The sequence below is a fragment of the Gordonia terrae genome, assembly GCF_051789125.1.
Lineage (GTDB): Bacteria > Actinomycetota > Actinomycetes > Mycobacteriales > Mycobacteriaceae > Gordonia > Gordonia terrae_A.
Genome location: NZ_CP196526.1, coordinates 1,034,831 through 1,057,455, shown reverse-complemented (window position 1 = coordinate 1,057,455; position 22,625 = coordinate 1,034,831). Strand labels below are relative to the sequence as shown.

The window sequence follows — 22,625 nt, the reverse complement described above, 5'->3', positions numbered from 1 at the left end:
CGACTTCCCACGACGAGGTCGAGGATATAACTTCCCTGTGAATCTGTTCACACGGCCCCCTGCACCCGGGGAGCCTGTGTTAGGCGCGCGGAAGGGATCGGCAGCGGATCAGGCCCGCTCGGCGAGGTCGGCGCGCAACCGCGGCTCGTCGACCTCCCAGTAGCTGTGCTCGTCCCCGTCGAGCAGGATCACCGGCAACCGGTCGCCGAACTCCGCGCGGATCTCCGGACGGCCGTCGGCGGCGGCGAGGTCGACGTCGACCTCGGTGAACCCGACGCCGAGATCGCCGCAGATGCGCGTCAGGTCGGCGCGCGCCGCCGCACACGCCTGACATCCCGCCCGGGTCAGCAGTTCCACCGTCATACCGACCATCCTGGCAGCGTCGCGATCGCGCCTGCACCCGGGTGAGCACCGGCCTGGATGTGCGATTCGACACCCTCTCGTGAGGGGTGCATCCGGGACTGCGGCATCGGCGACCGCGGCCGCTAGGCTGGACCGGCAGGCAGTGCTGGCGCAACCGCGTGGGAGGTGGGCAGTGGGCGAGATCCCGGGCCCGGAAGACCGACAGACCGACAACACGCCCGACGGTGACACCCCCGAAGCCGACACGCCCCGCGACGCCACTTCCCGACCGCCGAGCCCCCATCCGGACGACGCAGGCGAAGCCCCCGACACAAGTGATGCGCTCGCCGGCGACGACTGGGAAACCCACGCCGCCGACGTCGAGTTCACCGACGACTTCGACGAGGACGCCGAACTCCACGCGCTCGCCGACGACGAGACCAATCGCGTCACCAACTGGATCTCGCAGCGCGCCAGCGCCGCGACGGGACGTTTCCGGCAGACGGCGAACGAGCTGCGGCAGACCCTCGCCGGCGAGGCCAGCGCCAAGGCGGCCGTCGACTCGCTGCGGTCCCGCGAGACCTCCGAGATCCCCGGCGAGCCGCGCCGCGACCTCACCGCCGCCGCCTTCTTCGACGTCGACAACACCCTCGTGCAGGGCGCCTCGATCGTGCACTTCGCGCGGGGTCTCGCCGCGCACAAGTACTTCTCCTACAGCGACATCATGGATTTCGCCTGGACCCAGGCGAAGTTCCGCATCACCGGCAAGGAGAACGCCCGCGACGTCGCCGAGGGCCGCGAGAAGGCGTTGTCCTTCATCGCCGGCCGGCAGACGTCCGAACTCGTCGAACTCGGCGAGGAGATCTTCGACGACTACATCGCCGACAAGATCTGGCCCGGCACCCGCGCCCTCGCCCAACGACACCTCGACGCCGGGCAACAGGTGTGGCTGGTGACCGCCACCCCGGTCGAACTCGCGCAGACCATCGCCGACCGACTCGGCCTCACCGGCGCCCTCGGCACGGTCGCCGAGAGCGTCGACGGGGTCTTCACCGGACGTCTCGTCGGCGACATCCTGCACGGCCCCGGCAAGGCGCATGCGGTGCGCGCCCTGGCCATCCGGGAAGGCCTCAACCTCAAACGTTGTACGGCGTACTCGGATTCGCACAACGACGTCCCGATGCTGTCGTTGGTGGGCCGGGCAGTGGCCATCAACCCCGACACCGACCTCCGCGACGTCGCCAAGGTCCGCGGTTGGGAGATGTACGACTTCCGCACGGCTCGCAAGGCCGCGAAATACGGTGCCGGGACCGCGATCGTCCTCGGCGCCGCGGGCGGCGGCGCCGCGGCCGCCGCGCGGTACCTCCGTCAGCGTTGACCTGGATTCCGCCACACGGGATTTCGTAGCAGCAATGCGGTCCCTGCGCGCATGTTCGCTACGGGATCGTCAGGTCCGCGGGGATACCCGGCAGGCGGACGACGGTGTCGAGAAGTGTGTGGGCACACAGATCGGCGATCCGGTCCCGATCGAGCTCGCGATCGATGACCCACTCCCGGATGAACTCCTGCGTGTAGGCGAGCCAGGCGCCCACCACCGCCCGCAACAGACTCGCGGTCCCCTCGGGTAGCGGTGTCGCGAGCTCGATCCGGAACTGCTCGACGATCAGTTCTCGCAATCGGGCCCGGTCGGCCTGGTCACGGTCCCGGACTCGCGGTTCGGACGCGCCGGCACCGAGGACGATCGAGTCCGCCGCGTGGGGATGCTCGGCGTACGCGTCCAGGTAGCCCAGAACTGCGGTGCGGATCTTCTCGAACGGGGTGGCGCGCGGATCGATCGCGACGACGGTTCGGGCGATCATCCGTTCCGACAGCGCGTCGACGACGGCGACGAACAGCGAACGCTTGTCCGGGAAGTACCGGTACATCAGCGCACGGGAGACCCCGGCGGCGCTCGCGACATCGTCCATTCGGACCTCGTCGTAGGGCGACTCGCCGAAGAGACGCTCCCCCGCGCTGATCAGCTCGGCTCGCCGGGCCTCGGGGGTCAACCGTCGCCGTGTCGTCGCACCCTCAGCCTTTGTTGACACGTGTTGAACAGTAGCCCATGCTGGTTACTACACAGCTGTCTACTAAGGGGGGTCATATGTCGCCGCTACCACATCCACCACGGCGGGTGCCCGTGCTGGGCGACCTCGCCGGCCTGGACGCCCGGACACCGATGCAATCCCTGGTCGAGGTCGCGGGACGGGTCGGACCGCTGTTCGAGACGTCGACGCTGGGCGCCACCTACACCGTCGCCGCCGGCGCCGGCGTCGTCGCCGAACTGAACGACGAGAAACGGTTCGGCAAGCACGTCGGCCCGGAACTCGTCGGACTCCGCCCCGCGGTTGGGAACGGACTCTTCACCGCAGACAGCGACGATCCGCAGTGGGCCGACGCGCATCAGCTCCTCGCACCGGCATTCAGTCGCCAGGCCATGCGCCGCTACCACGGAGTGATGCTGGACGTCGTCGGCGAGCTCATCGAACACTGGGACCGTTCCATCGGCAGACCAGTCGACGTCACCGCCGACATGACACGCACCGCACTCGAGACGATCGGACGCGCCACCGCCGGCCATGGATTCGGCGGATTCGACACTCGCCGAGACATCTTCGGCCGCAGCATCCCGGACCCCTTCATCCGGCACATGGTCGGCACCCTTCGCGGGAGCCTCGTCGAATCTTTCCTGCGCGAGTCCTGGCTGCCCCGGTGGACCTCCGACGTGGCGCGCCGCAGAGTCCGCTTCCACGGCGACCGGATGGCCCGGATCGTCGACGACATCATCGTGACCCGCCGCCGAACGCCGACGCCGTGGCCGGACGACCTGCTGTCGACAATGCTCGCACCCGGCGAGGACGGGACACCAGTGCTCGACGAGGACAACATCCGCTACCAGATGATCACGTTCCTCATCGCCGGGCACGAAACCACATCGGGCGCACTGTCGTTCGCACTCCACCACCTCTCGACCCGCCCTGACCTGGTACGCGCGGCGCGCGCCGAGATCGACGAGGTGTGGGGCGACACCCCGACGCCGGACTTCGAGCAGATCGCCAAACTGCGCTGCGTCCGAAGGATCTTCGACGAGACCCTGCGTCTGCATCCGACCGTCCCGGGGTACTTCCGCGTCGCGCGCGCGGACACCACGATCGCCGACGGGCATCGCGTGCGCGCCGGCGACTGGTTCCTCGTCCTCGTCGGCGGCCTGCACCGCGATCCGCAGTGGGGCGATCAACCCGAGTTGCTGGACCCGGATCGCTTTCTCCCCGAACGTGTCCGGGATCGCCCCGCCCATCTCTACAAGCCGTTCGGCACCGGTATGCGGTCGTGCATCGGACGCCAGTTCGCCATCCACGAGGCCGTGCTCGTCCTCGCCTCGGTCCTCCGCCGCTATGACCTCGACCCGGAGCCGGGCTACCGCCTCCGGACCACCGAACGTCTCACGTCGATGCCGAGGGGCCTGCGGTTGACGCCGACTCTCGCCTCGACGCGCACGCCTGCGCCGGCGAGGAGCTGACCCGTCGCCTACAGCGCGTCGACCTCGCTCATCGGATCGATGAGCACCTTGGCGTGATGCTGGGCGGTGCCGAGCGCGTCGAAGGCCGCCGCCACGCCGTCGAGGCCGACCGTCGCGGTGATCATCGGCGCGACGTCGACCGTGCCGTCGGCGATCATCTGCAAGGTCTCGTGGAACTCGGCCGGATCGTAGACGAACACGAACCGCAGTTCGTGCTCCTTGTTCAGCGCCATCGCGGGGCGGAAGGTGTCGGGTTCCATGCAGACGCCGACCACGACGATGCGTGATCGGAACGGCGCCTTCGACACGATGTGTTCGATCATCCCCGGTGTCCCCACGCATTCGAAGATCACCGGCCCCTTGGGGGTCGCCCCCAACCGGTCCGCCACCCGGAACAGAGACTGCCACGGCGCCAGCGGGATTCGACGCAACGTGCGCATCGCGTCGAAGGCCGCGCCGAGCAGTTCCTGCGCCTGCGTCACGTACTTGCCGGCCTCGGCGCACCGATCGAACGGCGAGGTCACCGCGGGATCGACGACGATGTCGGCGCCCACCCGGTGTGCCAGCACCCGCCGGCCCGGTGACGGATCGCTGGCGATGACCGTCCGCACGCCGTCGGCCTTGAGCATCGTGACGATCGCGAGCCCGATCGGACCGCAGCCGATCACGACCGCCACATCCCGGCGGCCCACCTCGCCGCGCCGGACCGCGTGGTGGGCGACTGCCATCGGTTCGGTGAGGGCGGCGTGCTCGGGCGACAACCCGTCGGGGATCTCGAAGGTCATGTCCTCGGCGGCCAGCACGAACTGCGCATACGCTCCGGGCGCCGACTCCGACAGTCCGGTCAGATGGGCCTCGTCACCGTGCCTGATCATCGGCAGCGCGACGACCGGCGTCCCCGGCGCCCACCGCTTGCGGCATCCGGGCCCGTAGGAGACCACCTCGCCGGCGAACTCGTGCCCCATGACCACCGACTGCTCCGAACGCATGAACGCGTCGTAGCCGACCTCTGCGGACACCTCCGCCGTGGCATCGCCGTGCACGCGGGCGTGGAGATCCGACCCGCAGATCCCGGAGCGGAGCACCCTGAGCAAGACCTGTCCCCTTCCCGGCTCCGGGGTGGGGATCTCCTGGACCGTCAGCTCACCGTTTCGGCACACGACTGCACGCATGGCTCCATGCGTAGCAGCCGAGGGCGTGCCGCGGCGCCGAACGCGCCCAGGCGTCGGGGCGTGTCAGCCGAAATAGACGCTGCCGCGTCGGCTCAGCATCCGGAACAGGGTCTGCTGGATCTCTTCGCGGACGTGGTCGGTGAGATCGAAGACCACCATCGGATCGTCGGCCGACGACTCGTCGTAGGAGCCCGTCTCGATGGGACGGCCGAAGTGGATGTGCCACTTCGACGGCAGCGGCACCAGGCCGAGCGGCCCGAGCCACGGGAACAACGGCGTGATCGGGAAGTAGGGCAGGCCCAGGACCTTCGCCAGCGGCTTGAGGTCGGCGAGCATCGGATAGATCTCCTCGGAGCCGACGATCGAGACCGGGATGATCGGCGCCGCGTTGCGCAGCGCGGTGGTGACGAAGCCGCCGCGGCCGAAGCGCTGGAGCTTGTAACGGTCCTTGTAGAGCTTGCCGATCCCCTTGAAACCCTCGGGCCACACCGCGGTCAGCTCACCGGCCCGCAGCAGCCGATCGGCATCGTTTGTGCAGGCCAGGGTCGCGCCGATACGACGGGCGACCTCGCTGATGCCCGGGGTCTCGAAGGCCATGTCCGCGGCCAGGACGCGGAGGTACCGACCGTCGGGGTGATTGTCGCGGACCGCGAGCGAGGTGATGACCGCGTCGACCGGGATGGTGCCCGCATGGTTGGCGACCAGCAGCGCGCCGCCTTCGAGCGGCAGGTTCTCGATACCCGTGACCTCGACGCGGAACCACTTCTCGTAGACCTGCCGCAGCGCCGGGTACCAGACGGACTCGGTGAAATGCGGATCGAAACCGAACTCGTCGACCTCGTACTCCCCGGCCATGCGTTCACGGATGAACCCCGCGGTCGAGGTGAGTGTGTCGGCGACCGCGCCGCGCAGGCCGCCCAGGCTGAACAGCGGGCTCGACTTCGACGGCCCGCGGTGCTCGGGTCCGAGCGCCTCCTCGGGCAGGGTGATCTCGTCGCTGATCGGGGTCACCCGGGCGGGTTCGCGTCCGAAACCGTCCGTATTCGGATGACCGACATGGTTCGGCGATTGTCGTTGTGCCACAGACGCTCTCGGACGACCACCGGGCAGCTGACTCGGGTGACGACGGCGCCCGGACTCGCGTGAGTCACCGACACCATCGGGACCCGACGGCGACGTGTAGAGCTGAATGACTTTCGCGGTACGTGCATCGGTCGCTCCGCCACCTGCCAAGGTGCTCACCCCTAGTCCGTGTCCTCGGTTCGAGACCCGAACCGGTGCGGCCGCGGGTCTGCGTTGATGTCGATGCCACGAGACGCCGGCGGGATGATCGGCCTGGGCCGTCGAATCCGGACGTTCGCCGGGACTCGCCTCCGTACCGTCGTCGCCGGGCCGTGCGCGATGTGGGTCTGGCGTCCAAGTCTAGAGGTTGCAGTTCCGTTGCGCATGCTCACGGCGACATCGCCTCCTTCGTGACCCGGATTTTCACTGCAGCTGATGCGCGGCGGCGACCAGCCGCCGTTCCAGCGACTTCCACGAATCGGCCCCGATGACGGGCGACACCCCGCTGCGCTCGACGAAATCGTCGAGCGTCTCGAGGGTCGTGTACCGCGGGACGAACCCCAGCTCGGTGCGCATCCGGGTGGTGTCGAGCACCCGGCCGTAGGTCAGGAACTCCGTCTGCGACGACCGCAGCTTGGCCGACCGCAGGTCCTGGAAGACACCGGCGACGGGTGCCAGCAGACTACTGGGAACAGGCAGTTCGACGTGTCCGACGCGGCGGATCGCCTGGGTCAGGGTCACCACGCCCTCACCGGCGATGTTGAATGTTCCCGGTTTTCCCGCCAGGGTCGCGTGCTCCATCGCCGCGAGGGCGTCCTCCTCGTGCAGGAACTGCAGGCGGGGCTGGAACCCGATGACCGTCGGCACCACCGGCAGCGACAGATACGAACTCATCCGGGTGTTGATGCGCGGGCCGAGCATCGCCTGCGGGCGCACGATCGTGATGTCGATGTCCTGGCGACGCCGGCCGAGACCGCGCACATAACCCTCGACGTCCAGTAGATCCCGACCGTATCCGCGCGTGGGTTCCCGGCGCGCCCGGGTCTCCTCGGCGAAGTGTGACGGGTCGCGACCGCTGGCGCCGTAGACCATGGCCGAGGACCGCAACACCAGACGCTTCACCGACGGGGTCCGCTGACAGGCCGCGCACACCTGCATCGCGCCGACGACGTTGAACTCCTTGATCGCGGCCGAGTGCGGGGCCGTGTCGGCGATCGACGTCGCCGCGTGCACCACGGTGTCCACGTCGTAGGTCGCGAGCGCCTTCGCGATGGTCGGCCGTCGGATGTCGATCCGCAGGAACTCGGCCCGGCCCATCCGGCGCAGCAGGTCCTTTCGCGGAACTCGCGAGTCGACCGCCAGAACCCGTTCGACGTCGGGGTTGGCGGCGAGGCGCGCCACCAGGTAACCACCGAGGAAGGTCGACGCCCCGGTGACCAGGACGACCCGCGGCGGGGCTGGGGTGGATTCGGCCATGCTCCGAGGTTATCGGCACCGGCCGGATTCGGCCCGTCGAGGCGGTGGCGGCGGCCCGTCTCCGGGCCGAGTCCGAAAGGGGTCGGCGCACAGCAAGAGGACCCGCCGGTGGGCGGGTCCTCTTGATGCCAAACGGAGTGGGCTTATTTGCCGAGTTTGCGGCGCTGCACCCGGGTCCTACGCAGCAGCTTGCGGTGCTTCTTCTTCGACATGCGCTTGCGGCGCTTCTTGATCACTGAACCCATCGGGGCGCTTCCTCACGATTGACACTGATGAACTTGATCGACCCTGGTCTGCACTGGGCCGGACGGCTCCGGGAGCGACGCGAGCGCCGCATGTCACGGAGTGCTCCCCGACGCATCCAGGTACGCGACCACCGAGCCTACCGGGCGGTGCGTCGGATCGGGAAATCGCGGGTGACAAACCGCTGAACGGGGCGCGCCGGATCACCGGCGACACCCCCGCCACGCAGAGAACCTCCGCGGCCGGCACAGAGCCGGTCACGGAGGTTCTCGTCGGAAAAGCTGTTCGAGACGAACGCCGAGCCGCTGGTCAGCCGGCGTCGAAGTACGACGTCTCGAGATAGTCGTGGACCGCTTTCGCGTGCACACGGAACGAGCGCCCGACCCGAACGGCAGGCAGTTCGCCGTTGTGGACCAGACGGTAGACGGTCATCTTCGAAACGCGCATCAACGATGCAACCTCGGCGACGGTGAGGAACTGCGAAGCCGAAGCCGCATTGCCCACTGCGCCTGTCCTGTCACCAGGAGTGTCTGCAGGTGCCATGAATCACTCATACCTCCGGTGCACGCGTCGCGGCCGCAGGCTTCCCCTCCTGCGGACATCAGACACGCACGTGCTTAAAGGAGCTTAGCGTGGCAGATGTGAAAAAAGCGACGTGAGAGACCGGTATTTCTGAGATTCCTGTGACTTGACCCCTACATGCTGGGGTTTGTCGGCCGTTCGACCACAATTCATGGGGTGTCTGTGACGGCGTGTCCCTGCGCCAAACCCTCGACTTCAGCTCGACGTCCGCCGCGCGCACTGGCCGCCGCACAGGCGCGAGTCGCCTGATAGACGGCATGGCGCAGGCCGTTCGCCTCGAACTCGCGAATCGCCTCGGCGGTCGTGCCGCCCGGCGAGGTCACGGCCGCGCGGAGATCGACCGGCGACAGGCCCGAATCGCTGAGCAGGATTCCCGCACCGCGGATGGTCTGCACCGCCATCTCCGACGCCTGCGGGCGCGTGAGCCCGAGTCCGACGCCGGCATCGATCATGGCCTCGGCCAACAGGAACACGTAGGCCGGTCCCGAGCCCGAGACGGCGGTGACCGCGTCCATCTGCTTCTCCGGCACCACCGCGACCCTGCCCACGGTCTGCAGGATCTTCACCACGGCCTGCAGCTGTTCGTCGCCGACGTAGCGCCCCGCCGACACCGCCGACATGGCCTCGTTGACGAGCATCGGGGTGTTGGGCATGACGCGGATGACCGGGGAGCCGGCCTGCAGGGCGCTCTCGTAACGCGACAGCGGAATCCCGGCGACGAGGGTCACGGTGACCCGTTCGGACTCGGCGTTGTCCTCCGCCGACGCCAGTGTGCGCAGAATCGAGTCCACGTCGTCGGGCTTGATCGCGAGGAACACGTACTGCGCCGACTCGGCGGCCGTCTTGACGTCGGTGACCAGCACGCCGTACTCGTCGGCGATCTCGGCGGCGCGGCTCTCCACCCGCTCCGCGACGACAAGATCCTTGGTCGGGGTACCTGCACCGATCAGACCGGCGAGCAGCGCCTCACCGATCTTGCCTCCGCCGATGATGGCGATGCGTTCGGACACGAATGTCTACCTTCCTGAAGGGATCAGAGCCAGCTGCCGAGACTGTGCGACAACTGTTCCGGTCGAGTCCACCACGAGGTGGTCCTCTTCGAACATGCCGGGGCCGACCTCCGAGCTCGTCGCCGCGAACCGCAGCCAACCGGGTGACGGCCGGCGCCGCACATAGGTGGTCAATTGAACCGTCGGGGCCCACCCGAACAGTGCCAGGTTCATCACCACGGGCGGGGAGATGTCGCAGACGAGCACCGAGAAGTACTCGTCGGGTTCGACGCCCTTCGGCCGGATCCAGCCACGGACCAGGGGTTCCCCGGTCTCCCCACGCGCGATCGGGAACGTCTCCGAGTCGAGGACGAGGTCGATCGCGGGCCCGAGGTGGTTGACCTCGGCGATCGGGGAACCGTCGAGCGGGATACCCGTCGACGGCGGCTCGACCGGCACCCCGTCGAGCACCGTCGGACCGGAATGGTGCGGCGTCCCGCTGTCGGGGCGGGCCATGGTCACCGACGACGCCACGACGGTGCGACCGAGCTGCACGGCGTCGACCGACAGCACGGTGACGGTCCGGCCGCGCTTGCGCACCGTGATCTCGAGATCGATGTCGGCGGCGTCGGGAGAGGTCAGGTAATCGCTCGAGATGGCCACCGGGATCATCGCCGCGGCCGCCTCGACATGCTTGTCCTCAGGCGCAGTCAGAGCGGTGAGTGCGGTCCGGGCCGCCCTCGCGACGACCATCTGCAGGCTGCCGCCGTGGACCTTGGGGCCGATGGTGAACGTCGAGTCGATGTGCGCGCGCAGGGTGATCGAGTCGGGACCCCGACGCGCCACCTCGGTGAGCTCCTGCACTTCGGTGATCTTGCTGGTCACAGTCCCCGCCTTCGTTCTGCCCGATCGCCGAACCGCCTCATCGGCCGTGGTTCAGTCGATCTGGCCGACGGGTTCGGCGAGCGGCTCGCGTTTCAGATGCCGCCGCGCAAAATCTAGCGAACGGGCGAGCAGGGCGCTGCGCTCGGGTTTGGTGCGAGCGCTCCCGGTGGACACCTCCAACACAACCGCGCCGCCGAAGTCGCTTGCCGCGAGTCGTCGGCACACCTCGGCGCAGGGCTGCCTGCCGTCGCCGGGAAGGAGGTGTTCGTCGGTGGATGCCCCGTTGCCGTCGGCGAGATGCAGATGGTTGAGGTGCGAGCCCATGCGATCGAGCAGGGCGAGGGCGTCGACGCCCGCGGTCGCGGTGTGCGACAGGTCGAGGGTGTAGTGGGCGTAACCATCATCGGTCGGGTCGATGGACTTGCCGAAGGCCGACGCAGCCAGTCCCGGGCCTCCCCCGCGCTTCTCCTGACGCCGCACCGACGGCTCGCGCGCGCCGAACAGCCTGTCCGCCCGCATCGGGAACATGTTCTCCACCGCGATCGCCACCCCGCTGTCCTCTTCCAGCTGGACGACGAGGTCGTCGAAGGCAGAGACATAGCCGCGCTGCCACCGGAACGGCGGATGAACGACGACCGTCGGGGCACCGAGATCCTCGGCGGCCTCGACGGCGCGGGCCAGTTTCACGATCGGGTCGCGGCCCCACACCCGTTGGGTGATGAGCAGGCACGGTGCGTGGATCGAGAGCACCGGCACCTGGTAGTGCTCGGACAGGTACTCGACGTGCCGGATGTCCTGACTGAGCGAATCACCCCACACCATGAGCTCGACGCCATCGAATCCGAGCTCCGCCGCATAGGCGAACGCGGCCTCGGTGTTCTGCGGGTAGACCGACGCTGTGGAGAGCCCGATGGGGATCTCCGCGCGGGGACGCGCGTCGCCCGACATCGTCCCGTCGGCGTCATCCGGTTTCGACAGGCTCACGCGGCCAACAACACCAGCGGTCCGATGGTGACCAGCAGACCGACCCCGAGGGCGAGGAGCGTCGTCGGGAGGTCCTTCGTGCGCCGCACCACGTGCGAGAGCGTGACGATGCCGAAGATGACGACCACCGCCAGCACCAGGGCGAAGTACGGGTTCCACCGCCAGAGCTCGGTGAAGCCCCAGAACAGACCGACGCCGACCGCGAGGCCGGCGACGGCCTGACCGAAGATCAGCAGCCACGCGACTGCCGGCGAGCGCGAGTCCTCGTCGCGCCCGGCCCCGTCCTGGTCGTCCCTGGCCTGGTCGTCCCTGGCCTGGTCGTCCGTCTCCGAGGCCGCGCCGTCCGGCCCGGTCTCCCGGCCGGTCCTGTCGGGCGTCTCGTTCCGGTCGGTTGTCTCCCGGTCGGTCCAGACAGCCGCCTCGTGCCCGGGCACCTCGGGTCCGTGATCGACGGTCTCGTCGATGTCGGTGGTGTCCTGGACCGACGCCGCGTCGGGCGAGTCACCGACATCGTCGTGTTCGACCGGGGCCTCGCCGGCTTGCTCGATGTCCTCGGTCTCGGTATCCGACGGGGGGTCGACGTCGGCGGGACCCTCCACCGGCGCGATGATCCCGGTGGGGTGGTCGTCCGCGGGGTGGTCGTCCGCGAACCGGTCGTCGGTGCGGGGGTGCTCGGTCTGCGACGACGCGAGTGCCGCGGTCGTCCCGCCTGCGGTCGCGGCGGCCGCCGCGGTGGCGGCCCAGTCGGCGTGCGTCTCGCCGACATCCGAGCGACCGTCCGGGGTCGACGTGTCGTCGACCGCGGTCCCCCGGGCCTTGTCCTTGCCCTTGTTCCCGAACAGTTTCCGCGCGAACCCGGCGATCCCCTTGCCCGTGTGTTTGTCGCCGGCGTCACCGCCGGTCCGCGCGCCACCCCGGGCCGACGAACGGTCGTCGCCCTCCACGTCGGCGAAGTTGCGGTATGCGTCGAAGTCCATCACCTCGGAGAACCCTGAGTCGCGGCGCTCGCGCGGGCCGTCGGTGTGCGGATCGACCTCGGCGAGGTCGTAGGTCACGACGTCGTCGGACTCGACGACCGACAGGTCCCCACCCGTCTCCCCGACCACAGGGATGATCCCGGTGACCGCATTCGCCGATTCCTGGTCGACGGGTGCGGCATCGCGGGGCGGGTTCTGACCCATGCGCCTGGCCACGGCGTCCGAGCTGAAGTCCCGCGTCGCCAGCGGTGGGGCCTGACCGTAGGCAGGCATCCCGCTGGCCGTGCGGTTGCCCGGCCGGGCGGCGTACTGGTCCGGACGGGGCCGGTCGACGACGGGCTGGTCGGCCTCGGGGCGGCGCGCGACCGGGTTGGTCGACCGCGGGAACGAGGCACCCGCGTCGGACGACGTGGCCGGCGCGTCCGGCGCCGGACGTGTCTGCGCGCGCGAGTCGGCCGCCGGGCGGTCGCCTGCTTTTGGCACGTCTCCGGTCCGCTCGGCTCGGGTGTCGGCCTTCGCGGCCGGCTGGTTCTCTGCCTTCGGAGCCTGGACCGGCTTGCTCTGGGCAGGCTTGCTCTGGGCAGATTGGGTCTGGGCAGATTGGGTCTGGGCTGGCGTGCTCTGGGCAGGTCGAGCCGCGGCAGGTGGGGTCTGGGCCGGCTTCTCGTCCCGTCCGGACGGTGCGTCGGCGACCTTGGGGATCTCGCCGGTGAGCTCAGAGACCGAGAAGGACCCGTCCCGGCCGGCGCGCCGGCGACCTCGACCGTCGCGGGATCGCGACGAGGAGCCCGTCTCCGAGCCCTGCGACCGTGCGAGCAGTTCCGATACCGAGATCGGTCGAGATTCGGGTTCCGAATCCTTCGACATGAAGTGGCTCTCCGTCCTCGAGCGTGATCGGATGCCGGGTCGGGCGCATCCGCTTGTCTTTCCGACGATCACACGCCGGGTCCGGCACCTCGACCCCTACCCCGCATCGCAGCTGCGGCACAGAGGTTCCGGCTCAGCCGACGCCCTCGTGAACGCCTTGCGTCTGTGCGGGCTCCAGCGAGTCGGCCTGTTCGGCATCGAGCCGGCGCAGGATGACCCCTTCGCGTAGGGCCCACGGACAGATTTCCAGTGTATCGACTCGCAGCGCCCGCATCGCCGCCTCCGCCACCAACGCTCCCGCAACGAGCTGACCAGCGCGATCGGAGCTGACGCCCTCGAGTTCGGCGCGGTCGGCCTTCGTCATCCGGGAGATGAAGGAGATGAGTTGCCGCAGCCCGCTCGTGGTCAGTTCCCGCCGCACCCGTGGTCCCGCGCTCGACGGGGCCGCACCGGTCAGCCGGGCGAGACTGCGGAACGTCTTCGACGTCCCGACGCAGAGGTCCGGCGCACCGGGTGCCAGCAACTGGTTTGCCGGCGCGCGCAGTTCCGCGTCGAGCCAGTCCCGCAGGACCCCGACCCGGCGGCGGTCCGGCGGGTCGTCGGGTAGCCACTCGCGCGTGAGGCGTCCGGCACCGAGCGGCAACGACAACGCGACATCGGGTTCCTCGTCGACGCCGTTGGACATCTCCAGCGAGCCACCGCCGATGTCGAGGGCGAGGATGCGTCCGGCACTCCACCCACGCCAGCGCCGGACGGCCAGGGACGTCAGCCGGGCCTCGTCGCGGCCGGAGAGCACGAGCACCCGAACGCCGGTCTGCCGCTCGATCTCGTCGAGCATGTCGTCGGAATTGGTCGCGTCACGCACCGCCGACGTCGCGAACGCCATCATCTGTTCACACCCGGAGGTGCGCGCGATGTGGGTGAACTCGTCGATCGATTCGATGAGCTTGGCGACGGCCCGGTCGTTCATCCGGCCGTCGGTGTCGATCTGCTCGGCGAGGCGCAGGACGGCCTTCGTCGAACTCATGGGGGTGGGATGACCGCCACGGTGGGCGTCGACCACCAGGAGGTGGACTGTGTTGCTGCCCACGTCGAGGACTCCTAAGCGCACGGGTCAACGGTAGTGCAGCGCTCCACGAGCGCCTATCCCGGCTACCGTGTACAGGTGACCGCCATCTCGCCGTCCGCGCCCCGGATCAAGCCCGCCCCCGAGGTCGAACTCGACTTTCCTCGCGAATGGTACGAATTCGCCGATCCGGCCGACCCGGAACATGTGATCAGAGCCGACCTCACGTGGCTGCTCTCGCACTGGACGTGTGTCTTCGGCACCCCCGCCTGCCAGGGCATCCTGCCGGGCCGCGAGACCGACGGATGCTGCAGCCACGGCGCGTACCTGTCCGACGACGACGATCGCGAGACCCTCGCCCGTGGCGTCGCGATGCTGACGCCGGACGACTGGCAGTACTTCAAGAAGGGTTCGGGCAAGGACCCGCTGGGCCCGAAGGGGTACCTCGAAGAGAGCGACCTCGACGACGAGCCCGCACTCAAGACGCGACTTCACAAGGGAGCGTGCATCTTTCTCAACCGTCCCGGATTCGCGGGCGGGGTCGGCTGCGCGCTGCACTCGATGGCGCTCCGCAAGGGACTCGAGCCGCTCACCGTCAAACCCGATGTGTGCTGGCAACTCCCGATTCGCCGCGAGCAGGACTGGGTGGACCGACCCGACGGCACCCAGGTGCTCCAGACGACGATCACCGAGTTCGACCGACGCGGCTGGGGCGAGGGCGGCCACGACCTCAAGTGGTACTGCTCGGGGTCGCCGGACGTCCACATCGGCGCCAAGCAGGTCTGGGAGTCCTACGCGCCCGAGCTGACCGCGCTACTCGGGGAGCCCGCCTACGAGGCCCTCGCCGCCGCGTGTCGACGCCGGAACGGACTGGGACTCATAGCCGTTCACCCGGCGACGCAGGCCGCGACCGAGCGCCGGGAGACCGACGTCAAATACGAACTGCAGCCGCCGGAATAGGCACCGCGGCCGGGTGCGGTCCCCGGGTCAGGCCTCGAGCTTGTAACCCAGACCGCGAACGGTGATGAGGTGCTTGGGATTCGCCGGGTCGGGCTCGATCTTCGAGCGCAGCCGCTTGACGTGTACGTCGAGCGTCTTGGTGTCGCCGACGTAGTCCACGCCCCACACCCGGTCGATGAGCTGGCCGCGGGTCAGCACGCGTCCGGAATTGCGCAGCAGATACTCGAGCAGATCGAATTCCTTCAGCGGCAACGTGATCGGCGTCCCGTTCACCGAGACGGTGTGTCGCTCGACGTCCATCCGGACCGGCCCGGCCTCGAGCACACCGATCTCGAGACCATCGTCGGGCATCTCGCCACCGCGGCGGAGGACCGCCCGTATGCGCGCGATAAGCTCGCGAGCCGAATAGGGCTTGGTCACATAGTCATCGGCACCGAGCTCGAGGCCGACGACCTTGTCGATCTCGCTGTCGCGCGCGGTCACCATGATCACCGGCACGTTCGAGCGCGTCCGCAGCGCCTTGCAGATCTCGGTGCCGGACATCCCGGGGAGCATGAGGTCCAGGAGCACGATGTCGGGGCTGACGCGGTCGAAGGTCGAGAGAGCTTGCGCACCATCGGTGATGACGCTCGCCTCGAATCCTTCCTTACGCAGCAGGAATGCGAGCGGGTCGGCCAGCGATTCCTCGTCCTCGACGATCATTACGTGGGTCAACTCTAGTTTCCTTCGCTGTAGTGACCAGGAGTCGTTTCGTGCCCTCGGGGCGCATCGAGCGCCGGTGCCGAGGCGGTCTCCGGGGACCAGCCCGTATCGGTGAGGTCCTCGGGGATACACAGGGTGAACGTGGAGCCGGTGCCGGGTTTGCTCCACAGGTTGATGGTGCCGCCGTGATTGGCCGCGACGTGCTTGACGATCGCGAGGCCGAGGCCGGTGCCGCCGGTCATCCGCGACCGCGCCTTGTCGACGCGGAAGAACCTCTCGAACACGCGTTGCTGGTCGGCCGGTTCGATGCCGATCCCCCGGTCGGTCACCGCGATGGCGACCATCGGACGGCCCTCGATCTTGATGACACGGCGGCTGACCGAGACGATCGTGTCCGACGGGGAGTACGAGATCGCGTTGGAGATCAGGTTGTTCAGCGCCGTCAGCAACAGCGGCCGGTCACCGCGGATCGTGACACCGATCGGCTCGTCCGCGCGGAGCGTGATGGCGGCGGCCTCGGCGGCGAGCGTCGACGCGGCGAGGGCATCGTCGATCAGGGAGTCGACGTCGACACACGTGAACGCCGGAGTGTCGCCGCCCTGCAGACGGGAGAGCGCGAGCAGTTCGCTGACCATGTTGCCCATGCGTTTGGTCTCGCCGACCACGCGACGGCCGAAGTGCTGGACCGAGTCGGTGTCGTCGGCGGACTCGAGCAACGCCTCGGCGAGCAGGCCGATCGCGCCGACGGGAGTCTTGAGTTCGTGGGAGACGTTCGCGACGAAGTCGCGACGCGTCGCCTCGACGCGTTTGTGTTCGGTGTCGTCGAGCCCGTAGGCGACCACGTAGCGTTCGTCGCCCTGGGCGACGATCTTCGCGTGGCATCGCACGTGCTCGACGCTGGGACGCGGGGTGCGGCCCGTCGAGACGAATCCAAGGCTCGACGTCGGCGGACTGAACTCGAAGTGGCGCTCGACCCCGCTGTCGAGGACCTCCTTGACCGCTTCCCACACCGGGTCGGCGAGCAGCATCTCACGCACCAGACCGAGTTCGACCGCGCGCTGGTTGTAGAGGACGACATCACGGAACTCGTCGACCACCGCGATCGCGGTCATGGTGTTGCGCACGACCATGCTGAGCAGGCCGGCCTTCGTCATGCGGCCGTCGTCGGTGGTGGACTGGATGTCGGAGTCGCGGACCTCCGCGGAGGCGGGTACCGCACGGGGTCCCATCGTCTGCGCGGCCTCCCGCGCTGCGGCGTCGGAGTGCGAGCCGGAGGCGGAACCGCGCGCGAAGAGATCGGCGAAGGCGAATCGCCGGGACCGGTCACGGTCGCGGCTACGTCGACCGAGTACGACACCGAGGCAGAGCGCGAGTACGAACGCGATCGTCGCGGCTGAGATTGCGGCGGTCACATGGGCAGCTTACGGCCCAACCAACTCCGAACGCACATCCGACGAAGGTGTTCGGCCGTTGTTCACGCGGTGTTGGCCGGAGTCGCTGCGGGGTCCGTCTGCGGGGTTCGCGCGGGCGTCACTGCGGCACCGGGACCGCCATGTCGGCGAACTCCGGGTGGCGTTCGATGAAACGCTGGACGTAGGAGCAGACCGGCACGACCTGCTTGCCGCCCTGCCGGATGTCCTCGAGCACGGCACGGACGAGTTGGGCGGCGTAGCCGTGCCCGCTGAACTGCTCACGCACGACGGTGTGTGTGATGACCACCTGGTAGGGCTCGGATACGTAATCGAGGTATCCGACGACCTCGTCCTCGCTCGAAGGGTCGCCGACGAGGATCGCCTCGTACCGCTCCTGAGCAGGGGAATGTTCGATCCGCAGGGTGCCCACATCCGCCATGCCGTCTAATGTAGCGCGCGTCACACCACTGACGCCATGGCGAATGTGTTCTTCTTCAGCTGCTTCGGCAGCGCGATCGTCCCGACTACTTCTGACCCTGGGCGGCGACCGCGGCAGCACCGGCGGCCGCCGCCTCAGGGTCCAGGTAGGTACCCCCCGGGTTCAACGGCTTGAGGTCGTCGTCGAGGTCGTAGCGCAGCGGGTTGCCGGTGGGGATGTTCAACCCGGCGATGTCATCGTCGGAGATCCCGTCGAGATGCTTGACGAGCGCGCGCAGCGAGTTCCCGTGGGCGGCCAGCAGGACCGTTTTACCCGCCCTGACGTCGGCGACGATGGTCTCGAGGTAGTACGGGATGAAGCGTTCGACGACGTCCTTGAGGCACTCGGTGAGCGGCACCTCGGCGAGATCGGCGTAGCGCGCGTCGCCGACCTGGCTGTATTCCGCGTCGGGCTCGATGGCCGGCGGCGGGGTGTCGTAGCTCCGACGCCACAGCATGAACTGCTCGTCGCCGAACTTCTCCTTGGTCTCCGCCTTGTTGAGGCCCTGCAGCGCGCCGTAGTGACGCTCGTTGAGCCGCCAGTCGCGGATCACCGGAATCCACAGGCGGTCCGCGCGGTCGAGCGCGATGTGGGCCGTGGTGATGGCGCGGCGCAACAGCGACGTGTAGACGACGTCGGGCAGCAGGTCGTGTTCGACGAGCAGTTCGCCGCCGCGCTCGGCCTCGGCCTTGCCCTTCTCGGTCAGCGCCACGTCCACCCAGCCGGTGAACTGGTTGGACGCATTCCATTCGCTCTCGCCGTGACGCATCAGGATCAGGGTGCCGTTGCTCATGGCGGATAGTTTTCCACAGACGCCGGGCGCCCTCATCCCACCGTCCCCCGGTCACCGGCCCACTCGGCGGCACGGCCGACCGGACGGGCGGTGCTGACGAAATGGTGAAGAAGCGACCGATTCGGCGCGCACCACGGCCGGACCGGGTCTAGCGTTAGCGCATGACAGCCAGTACAGATGCCGGCGAGGCCGGCCAGAATGCGCAGAAGCAGCCCGAGCTCAAACGCGTACTGGGCTGGAAGTTGTTGCTGTTGTTCATCATCGGCGACATCCTCGGCACCGGGGTCTACGCGCTCACCGGCCAGGTCGCCGGTGAGGTGGGCGGTGCCGCGTGGGTGCCGTTCCTCATCGCGTTCAGTGTCGCGACGCTGACCGCGTTCTCCTATCTCGAGCTGGTGACCAAATACCCGCAGGCCGCGGGCGCAGCGCTGTACGTGCACAAGGCCTTCGGGATCCACTTCATCACGTTCATCGTGCTGTTCACGGTGATGTGTTCGGGTATCACCTCGGCGACCACCGCGTCGCGCGCCTTCGCGGTGAACATGCTGACCGCGTTCACCGGCGACGCCCCTGAAGCGACCAACCCGGCGCTGTTCGCGATCGCCATCGGCTTCCTGCTCCTGGTCATGTTCATCAACTTCCGCGGTGTCGCCGAGGGCGTGGGCACCAACGTGGTGCTGACGCTGGTGGAGCTGACCGGCCTGCTGCTCGTCCTCTTCATCGGCTACTGGTTCATCGTCGGCGGCAACGCCGAGCACTGGGATGCGGTGGTGGCGTTCGAGAGTCCCGACGACAAGAACGTCTTCATCGCGGTGACCGCGGCGACGTCGCTGGCCTTCTTCGCCCTCGTCGGCTTCGAGGACTCGGTCAACATGGCCGAGGAATGCAAGGATCCCGTCCGGATCTTCCCGAAGGTCATGCTCAGCGGTCTGGGGATCACCGCCGTCGTGTACGTCCTCATCGCCATCTGCGCGGTGGCCATCGTCCCGGTCGGCGTGCTCTCCGAGAGTGAGACCCCGCTCGTCGACGTCGTGCAGACCGCCGCACCGGATTTCCCGATGTCGGACCTGCTCCCCTGGATCTCGATGTTCGCCGTCGCCAACACCGCGCTCATCAACATGATGATGGCCAGCCGGCTGCTCTACGGCATGAGCAAGCAGGGCGTGTTGCCGAAGTTCCTCAGCTACGTCCATCCGGGGCGTCGGACACCGTTCGCCGCCATCATCTTCACCACCGTCATCGCCCTGTGCCTGCTCGCATATGTCAGCGCCGACCCGAAGGGTTCGATCGTCGGCCTGCTCGGCGGCACCACGGCTCTGCTGTTGCTGGCCGTCTTCACCGTGGTCAACGTGTCGGTGCTGGTCCTGCGCAAGGACAAGGTGGGACACAAGCACTTCCGCACCTACACGCCGATCGCGGTCATCGGCGCGATCACGTGCGGTTACCTGACGCTGCCCTTCACCGGCCGCGATCCGGAGCAGTATGTGGTCGCCGGCTGGCTGCTGTTGCTCGGCGTCGTCCTGTGGGCGATCACCTACTGGTGGAACAAGCGCAGCGGGACTGCCCCGACGTCCGCCTACGACGACATCCCGCCGCACGAGATCCCGTGACCCGAGCGCCCGGACCCTGAATACCCTCAAAACCTGTATGACGTTGTGTCCGGAAACCGGACACAACGTCATACAAGTGTTGTCGGGCGGTGCCGACGCAGTTTACTTTCGGAGGTCCTTGCGCAGGATCTTGCCCGAGGCCGACTTGGGGATCGTCTCGATGAACTCCACTGCACGAACCTTCTTGTGCGGAGCCACCTTCGACGCCACGAACTCCATGACCTCGTCGGCGCTGATCTCCGTGTCGGGCTGACGCACGACGAACGCCTTGGGGATCTCCTCACCCGACTCCGCCTCGATGACCCCGATGACCGCCGCGTCGGCGATCTTGTCGTTGGTCAGCAGCAGCGCCTCGAGCTCGGCGGGCGGCACCTGGTAGCCCTTGTACTTGATGAGCTCCTTGAGCCGGTCGACGATGTAGACGCATCCGGTCGGGTCGACCTGTGCCATGTCGCCGGTGTGCAGGTAACCCTCGGCGTCGATGGTGTCGGCGGTGGCCTGGTCGTTGTTCAGGTACCCCAGCATCACGTTGGGGCCCTTGACCCACAGCTCACCGGGCTCCGACAGTCCTTCGCTCGGCAGCTCGATCTCCGCTCCCGAGGCCGGGTCGACGATCTTGTTCTCCGAGTTCGGCACCGCCCAGCCCGTCGAGGACAGCGGCGGGTCCTGCTGACCCAGCAGACCCGGGGTGTCGGCGGGGATGATGTGGCTGACCGGCGACAGTTCGCTCATGCCGTAGCCCTGCAGCATGTGCAGGTCCAGGCGCTTGGCGACGGCCTGACCCAGCTCGTCGTCGAGCGGCGCGGCACCCGACATCATCGTGTGCAGCGACGACAGGTCGTAGTTGTCGATGATCGGGTGCTTGGCGAGCGCCACGGCCACCGGCGGGGCGATGTAGGCCATCGTCACCTTGTGGTTCTGGATGTTCTCCAGGAACTCCACGAGATCGAAACGCGGCATCACGACCAGCGACGCGCGGTTGTAGAGCGCGGCGTTGAGCAGCACGGTCATGCCGTAGATGTGGAAGAAGGGCAGCACCGCGATGACCACGTCGTCGGCACCCATGCCCTGCAGCGGGCGGATCTGCGCGACGTTGGCGACCAGGTTGCGGTGCGAGAGCGCGACACCCTTCGGGTTGCCGGTCGTCCCCGACGAGTACGGCAGCACCGCGACATGCGTCGACGGATCGAAGGAGACCTCCGGAGCGGACAGTCCCGCCCCCAGCAGATCGGCGGCGTTGGGGTGTCCCGAGGCGTCCTGACCCTCCCCGTCGAGGACGATCAGATCCGCATCCGCCAGCCCGACCTCGTCGGCGGCGGCCTTGGCCTGCTCGAGCATCGGCGAGATGGTCACCAGCATCTTCGCGCCCGAATCGCGGAGCTGCTTGGCGATCTCGGGGCCGGTGAACAGCGCGTTGATCGTCGTCGCGGTGCCACCTGCGCGCAGGATGCCGTGGAACACGGTCGCGAAAGCCGGGATGTTGGGCGACAGGATGCCGACCACGTCACCCACGCCGATCCCCCGCGACGCCAACGCACCCGCCGCCGCATCGATCTGCGAGATCAGCTGCGCGTACGTCGTCGTCGCACCCGACTTCGGGTCCACCAGCGCCGTGCGCGCCAGGTCCGCGTCGGCCACCGCGCCGAACAGGAACTCGAACACGCTCACGTCGGGGATCTCGACGTCAGGGAACGGACTCTTGAAGCTCATGACACCTCCATTGGGGATTTTCTCGCCCGCATCGTATCAACGCATGTTGACACGATGTGACGTGGACCTCTCCCGATGAGTCTACGATTCGTCCGTTTCGAAGACCGACGAACCCTCGTCCGAGCCGTCCGACTCTCCCCCGGTCGCGCTCTGGGCCTCTTCGACGACGGATTCGCCCGGGACATAACGACCTTCGAGGGGTGCGCCCGCCTCGGGGAGCGACTCCTTGTCGATGAGGTGCTCGAAGGCGAGCAGGTTGCGCAGGGACTCGCCCCGCGAGACCCGCCACGCCCATTCACGCTGGATGGACGCGAGGAAGCCGAGTTCGAGGAGGGTGTTGAAGTCGCCGTCGGCGGCTTCGAGCACCTGCCCGAGGACACGGTCGACCTCGTCGGCGGTGAGCCCGTCGGCCGAGATCCGACCGATCAGGTAGATGTCACCGGTGTTGTCGATGGTGTAGGCCACGCCGTAGAGGCGACGGTTGCGTTTGAGCAGGTACTTGAAGACGCCGGCGTGGTTCTCGTCCGGGCGCCGGCACACGAACGCCTCCACCCGGACGCCGTGTTCGCTGGCGGTCAACAGCACCGTCGTCTTGAGCTTGCGCTCGCCGGGCAACTCGACGACGACGTGGTCGACATCGGCGCCGCCGCCACCCTTGCGCGTGTAGGCGATCTCGTTGCGGTCCAGCGTCTTCTCGAGCAGGTCGACGACCTCGGTGCGGCTCACGGGTGTCCTCTCTGTGGAAAAACTCGGATA

Annotated in this window: 22 protein-coding genes; 4 read left to right on the top strand and 18 right to left on the bottom strand. The window is 68.2% G+C overall.

Features of this window, described 5'->3' with window-relative positions; genetic code table 11:
• Positions 1–108: 108 nt before the first annotated feature.
• Positions 109–363, bottom strand: a complete 255-nt coding sequence (locus ACSUZC_RS04855) for a glutaredoxin family protein (protein WP_439031770.1) — start codon at positions 361–363, stop codon at positions 109–111.
• A 172-nt stretch (positions 364–535) separates the two neighbouring features.
• Between ACSUZC_RS04855 and ACSUZC_RS04850 the strand changes: the two genes are divergently transcribed.
• Positions 536–1,720, top strand: coding sequence for an HAD-IB family hydrolase (locus tag ACSUZC_RS04850; RefSeq protein WP_439031769.1), 1,185 nt, complete (start codon positions 536–538; stop codon positions 1,718–1,720).
• Positions 1,721–1,778: 58 nt separating this feature from the next.
• On the opposite strand, the gene ACSUZC_RS04845 is transcribed toward ACSUZC_RS04850, so the two are convergent.
• A complete protein-coding gene (locus tag ACSUZC_RS04845) occupies positions 1,779–2,429 on the bottom strand; it encodes a TetR/AcrR family transcriptional regulator (protein WP_439031768.1) in 651 nt (216 codons plus the stop codon).
• Positions 2,430–2,485: 56 nt separating this feature from the next.
• Between ACSUZC_RS04845 and ACSUZC_RS04840 the strand changes: the two genes are divergently transcribed.
• Positions 2,486–3,901, top strand: a complete 1,416-nt coding sequence (locus ACSUZC_RS04840; protein WP_439031767.1) for a cytochrome P450 — start codon at positions 2,486–2,488, stop codon at positions 3,899–3,901.
• Between the two features lie 8 nt (positions 3,902–3,909).
• Here ACSUZC_RS04840 and ACSUZC_RS04835 read toward each other — a convergent pair whose 3' ends face one another.
• From ACSUZC_RS04835 to ACSUZC_RS04790, 10 genes are all read right to left on the bottom strand, one after another.
• Complete coding sequence (locus tag ACSUZC_RS04835; protein ID WP_439031766.1) at positions 3,910–5,073, bottom strand: zinc-binding dehydrogenase; 1,164 nt, start codon at positions 5,071–5,073, stop codon at positions 3,910–3,912.
• Positions 5,074–5,136: 63 nt separating this feature from the next.
• The gene (locus ACSUZC_RS04830) at positions 5,137–6,315 is read right to left on the bottom strand and encodes a lysophospholipid acyltransferase family protein (protein ID WP_439031765.1); all 1,179 of its coding nucleotides are present in this window, start codon (positions 6,313–6,315) and stop codon (positions 5,137–5,139) included.
• A 243-nt stretch (positions 6,316–6,558) separates the two neighbouring features.
• Entirely contained in the window at positions 6,559–7,611 is a 1,053-nt protein-coding gene (locus tag ACSUZC_RS04825) for an NAD-dependent epimerase/dehydratase family protein (RefSeq protein WP_439031764.1), read from the bottom strand.
• A gap of 143 nt (positions 7,612–7,754) precedes the next feature.
• Entirely contained in the window at positions 7,755–7,856 is a 102-nt protein-coding gene (locus ACSUZC_RS04820) for a 30S ribosomal protein bS22 (protein ID WP_003402602.1), read from the bottom strand.
• Between the two features lie 307 nt (positions 7,857–8,163).
• On the bottom strand, positions 8,164–8,397 hold the full coding sequence (locus tag ACSUZC_RS04815) for a helix-turn-helix domain-containing protein (RefSeq protein WP_238421434.1): 234 nt from the start codon (positions 8,395–8,397) through the stop codon (positions 8,164–8,166).
• Positions 8,398–8,585: 188 nt separating this feature from the next.
• Positions 8,586–9,446, bottom strand: a complete 861-nt coding sequence (gene proC / locus ACSUZC_RS04810; protein ID WP_439031763.1) for a pyrroline-5-carboxylate reductase — start codon at positions 9,444–9,446, stop codon at positions 8,586–8,588.
• 6 nt (positions 9,447–9,452) lie between these two features.
• Positions 9,453–10,310 (bottom strand): thioesterase family protein, encoded by an 858-nt coding sequence (locus ACSUZC_RS04805; protein WP_439031762.1) that lies wholly within the window; start codon positions 10,308–10,310, stop codon positions 9,453–9,455.
• A gap of 51 nt (positions 10,311–10,361) precedes the next feature.
• On the bottom strand, positions 10,362–11,258 hold the full coding sequence (locus ACSUZC_RS04800) for a sugar phosphate isomerase/epimerase family protein (RefSeq protein ID WP_439032991.1): 897 nt from the start codon (positions 11,256–11,258) through the stop codon (positions 10,362–10,364).
• Between the two features lie 32 nt (positions 11,259–11,290).
• Positions 11,291–13,138 carry a hypothetical protein gene (locus tag ACSUZC_RS04795; protein ID WP_439031761.1) on the bottom strand — a complete coding sequence of 616 codons (1,848 nt, stop codon included), beginning with the start codon at positions 13,136–13,138 and terminating at the stop codon, positions 11,291–11,293.
• Positions 13,139–13,271: 133 nt separating this feature from the next.
• Positions 13,272–14,249 (bottom strand): Ppx/GppA phosphatase family protein, encoded by a 978-nt coding sequence (locus ACSUZC_RS04790; protein WP_439031760.1) that lies wholly within the window; start codon positions 14,247–14,249, stop codon positions 13,272–13,274.
• 54 nt (positions 14,250–14,303) lie between these two features.
• On the opposite strand from ACSUZC_RS04790, the gene ACSUZC_RS04785 reads away from it, so the two are divergent.
• Positions 14,304–15,164: a hypothetical protein gene (locus ACSUZC_RS04785; protein WP_439031759.1), complete on the top strand. Its 861-nt coding sequence runs from the start codon at positions 14,304–14,306 to the stop codon at positions 15,162–15,164.
• Positions 15,165–15,191: 27 nt separating this feature from the next.
• Here the strand turns inward: ACSUZC_RS04785 and ACSUZC_RS04780 are convergent, their stop codons facing one another.
• The 4 genes from ACSUZC_RS04780 to ACSUZC_RS04765 all read right to left on the bottom strand — a co-directional run bounded on the left by ACSUZC_RS04780 (position 15,192) and on the right by ACSUZC_RS04765 (position 18,549).
• Positions 15,192–15,878 carry a winged helix-turn-helix domain-containing protein gene (locus ACSUZC_RS04780; protein ID WP_439031758.1) on the bottom strand — a complete coding sequence of 229 codons (687 nt, stop codon included), beginning with the start codon at positions 15,876–15,878 and terminating at the stop codon, positions 15,192–15,194.
• Positions 15,879–15,880: 2 nt separating this feature from the next.
• Complete coding sequence (locus tag ACSUZC_RS04775) at positions 15,881–17,278, bottom strand: sensor histidine kinase (protein WP_439031757.1); 1,398 nt, start codon at positions 17,276–17,278, stop codon at positions 15,881–15,883.
• Between the two features lie 118 nt (positions 17,279–17,396).
• Positions 17,397–17,717, bottom strand: a complete 321-nt coding sequence (locus ACSUZC_RS04770) for a GNAT family N-acetyltransferase (protein WP_439031756.1) — start codon at positions 17,715–17,717, stop codon at positions 17,397–17,399.
• Positions 17,718–17,802: 85 nt separating this feature from the next.
• Positions 17,803–18,549: a phosphoglyceromutase gene (locus ACSUZC_RS04765; protein ID WP_439031755.1), complete on the bottom strand. Its 747-nt coding sequence runs from the start codon at positions 18,547–18,549 to the stop codon at positions 17,803–17,805.
• Positions 18,550–18,710: 161 nt separating this feature from the next.
• On the opposite strand from ACSUZC_RS04765, the gene ACSUZC_RS04760 reads away from it, so the two are divergent.
• Positions 18,711–20,159 carry an APC family permease gene (locus ACSUZC_RS04760; protein WP_439031754.1) on the top strand — a complete coding sequence of 483 codons (1,449 nt, stop codon included), beginning with the start codon at positions 18,711–18,713 and terminating at the stop codon, positions 20,157–20,159.
• A 102-nt stretch (positions 20,160–20,261) separates the two neighbouring features.
• Here ACSUZC_RS04760 and ACSUZC_RS04755 read toward each other — a convergent pair whose 3' ends face one another.
• Both ACSUZC_RS04755 and ACSUZC_RS04750 read right to left on the bottom strand, forming a co-directional pair.
• Positions 20,262–21,869 carry a 4-coumarate--CoA ligase family protein gene (locus ACSUZC_RS04755; RefSeq protein ID WP_439031753.1) on the bottom strand — a complete coding sequence of 536 codons (1,608 nt, stop codon included), beginning with the start codon at positions 21,867–21,869 and terminating at the stop codon, positions 20,262–20,264.
• Positions 21,870–21,950: 81 nt separating this feature from the next.
• Positions 21,951–22,595 (bottom strand): YbjN domain-containing protein, encoded by a 645-nt coding sequence (locus tag ACSUZC_RS04750; protein ID WP_439031752.1) that lies wholly within the window; start codon positions 22,593–22,595, stop codon positions 21,951–21,953.
• Positions 22,596–22,625: the final 30 nt, after the last annotated feature.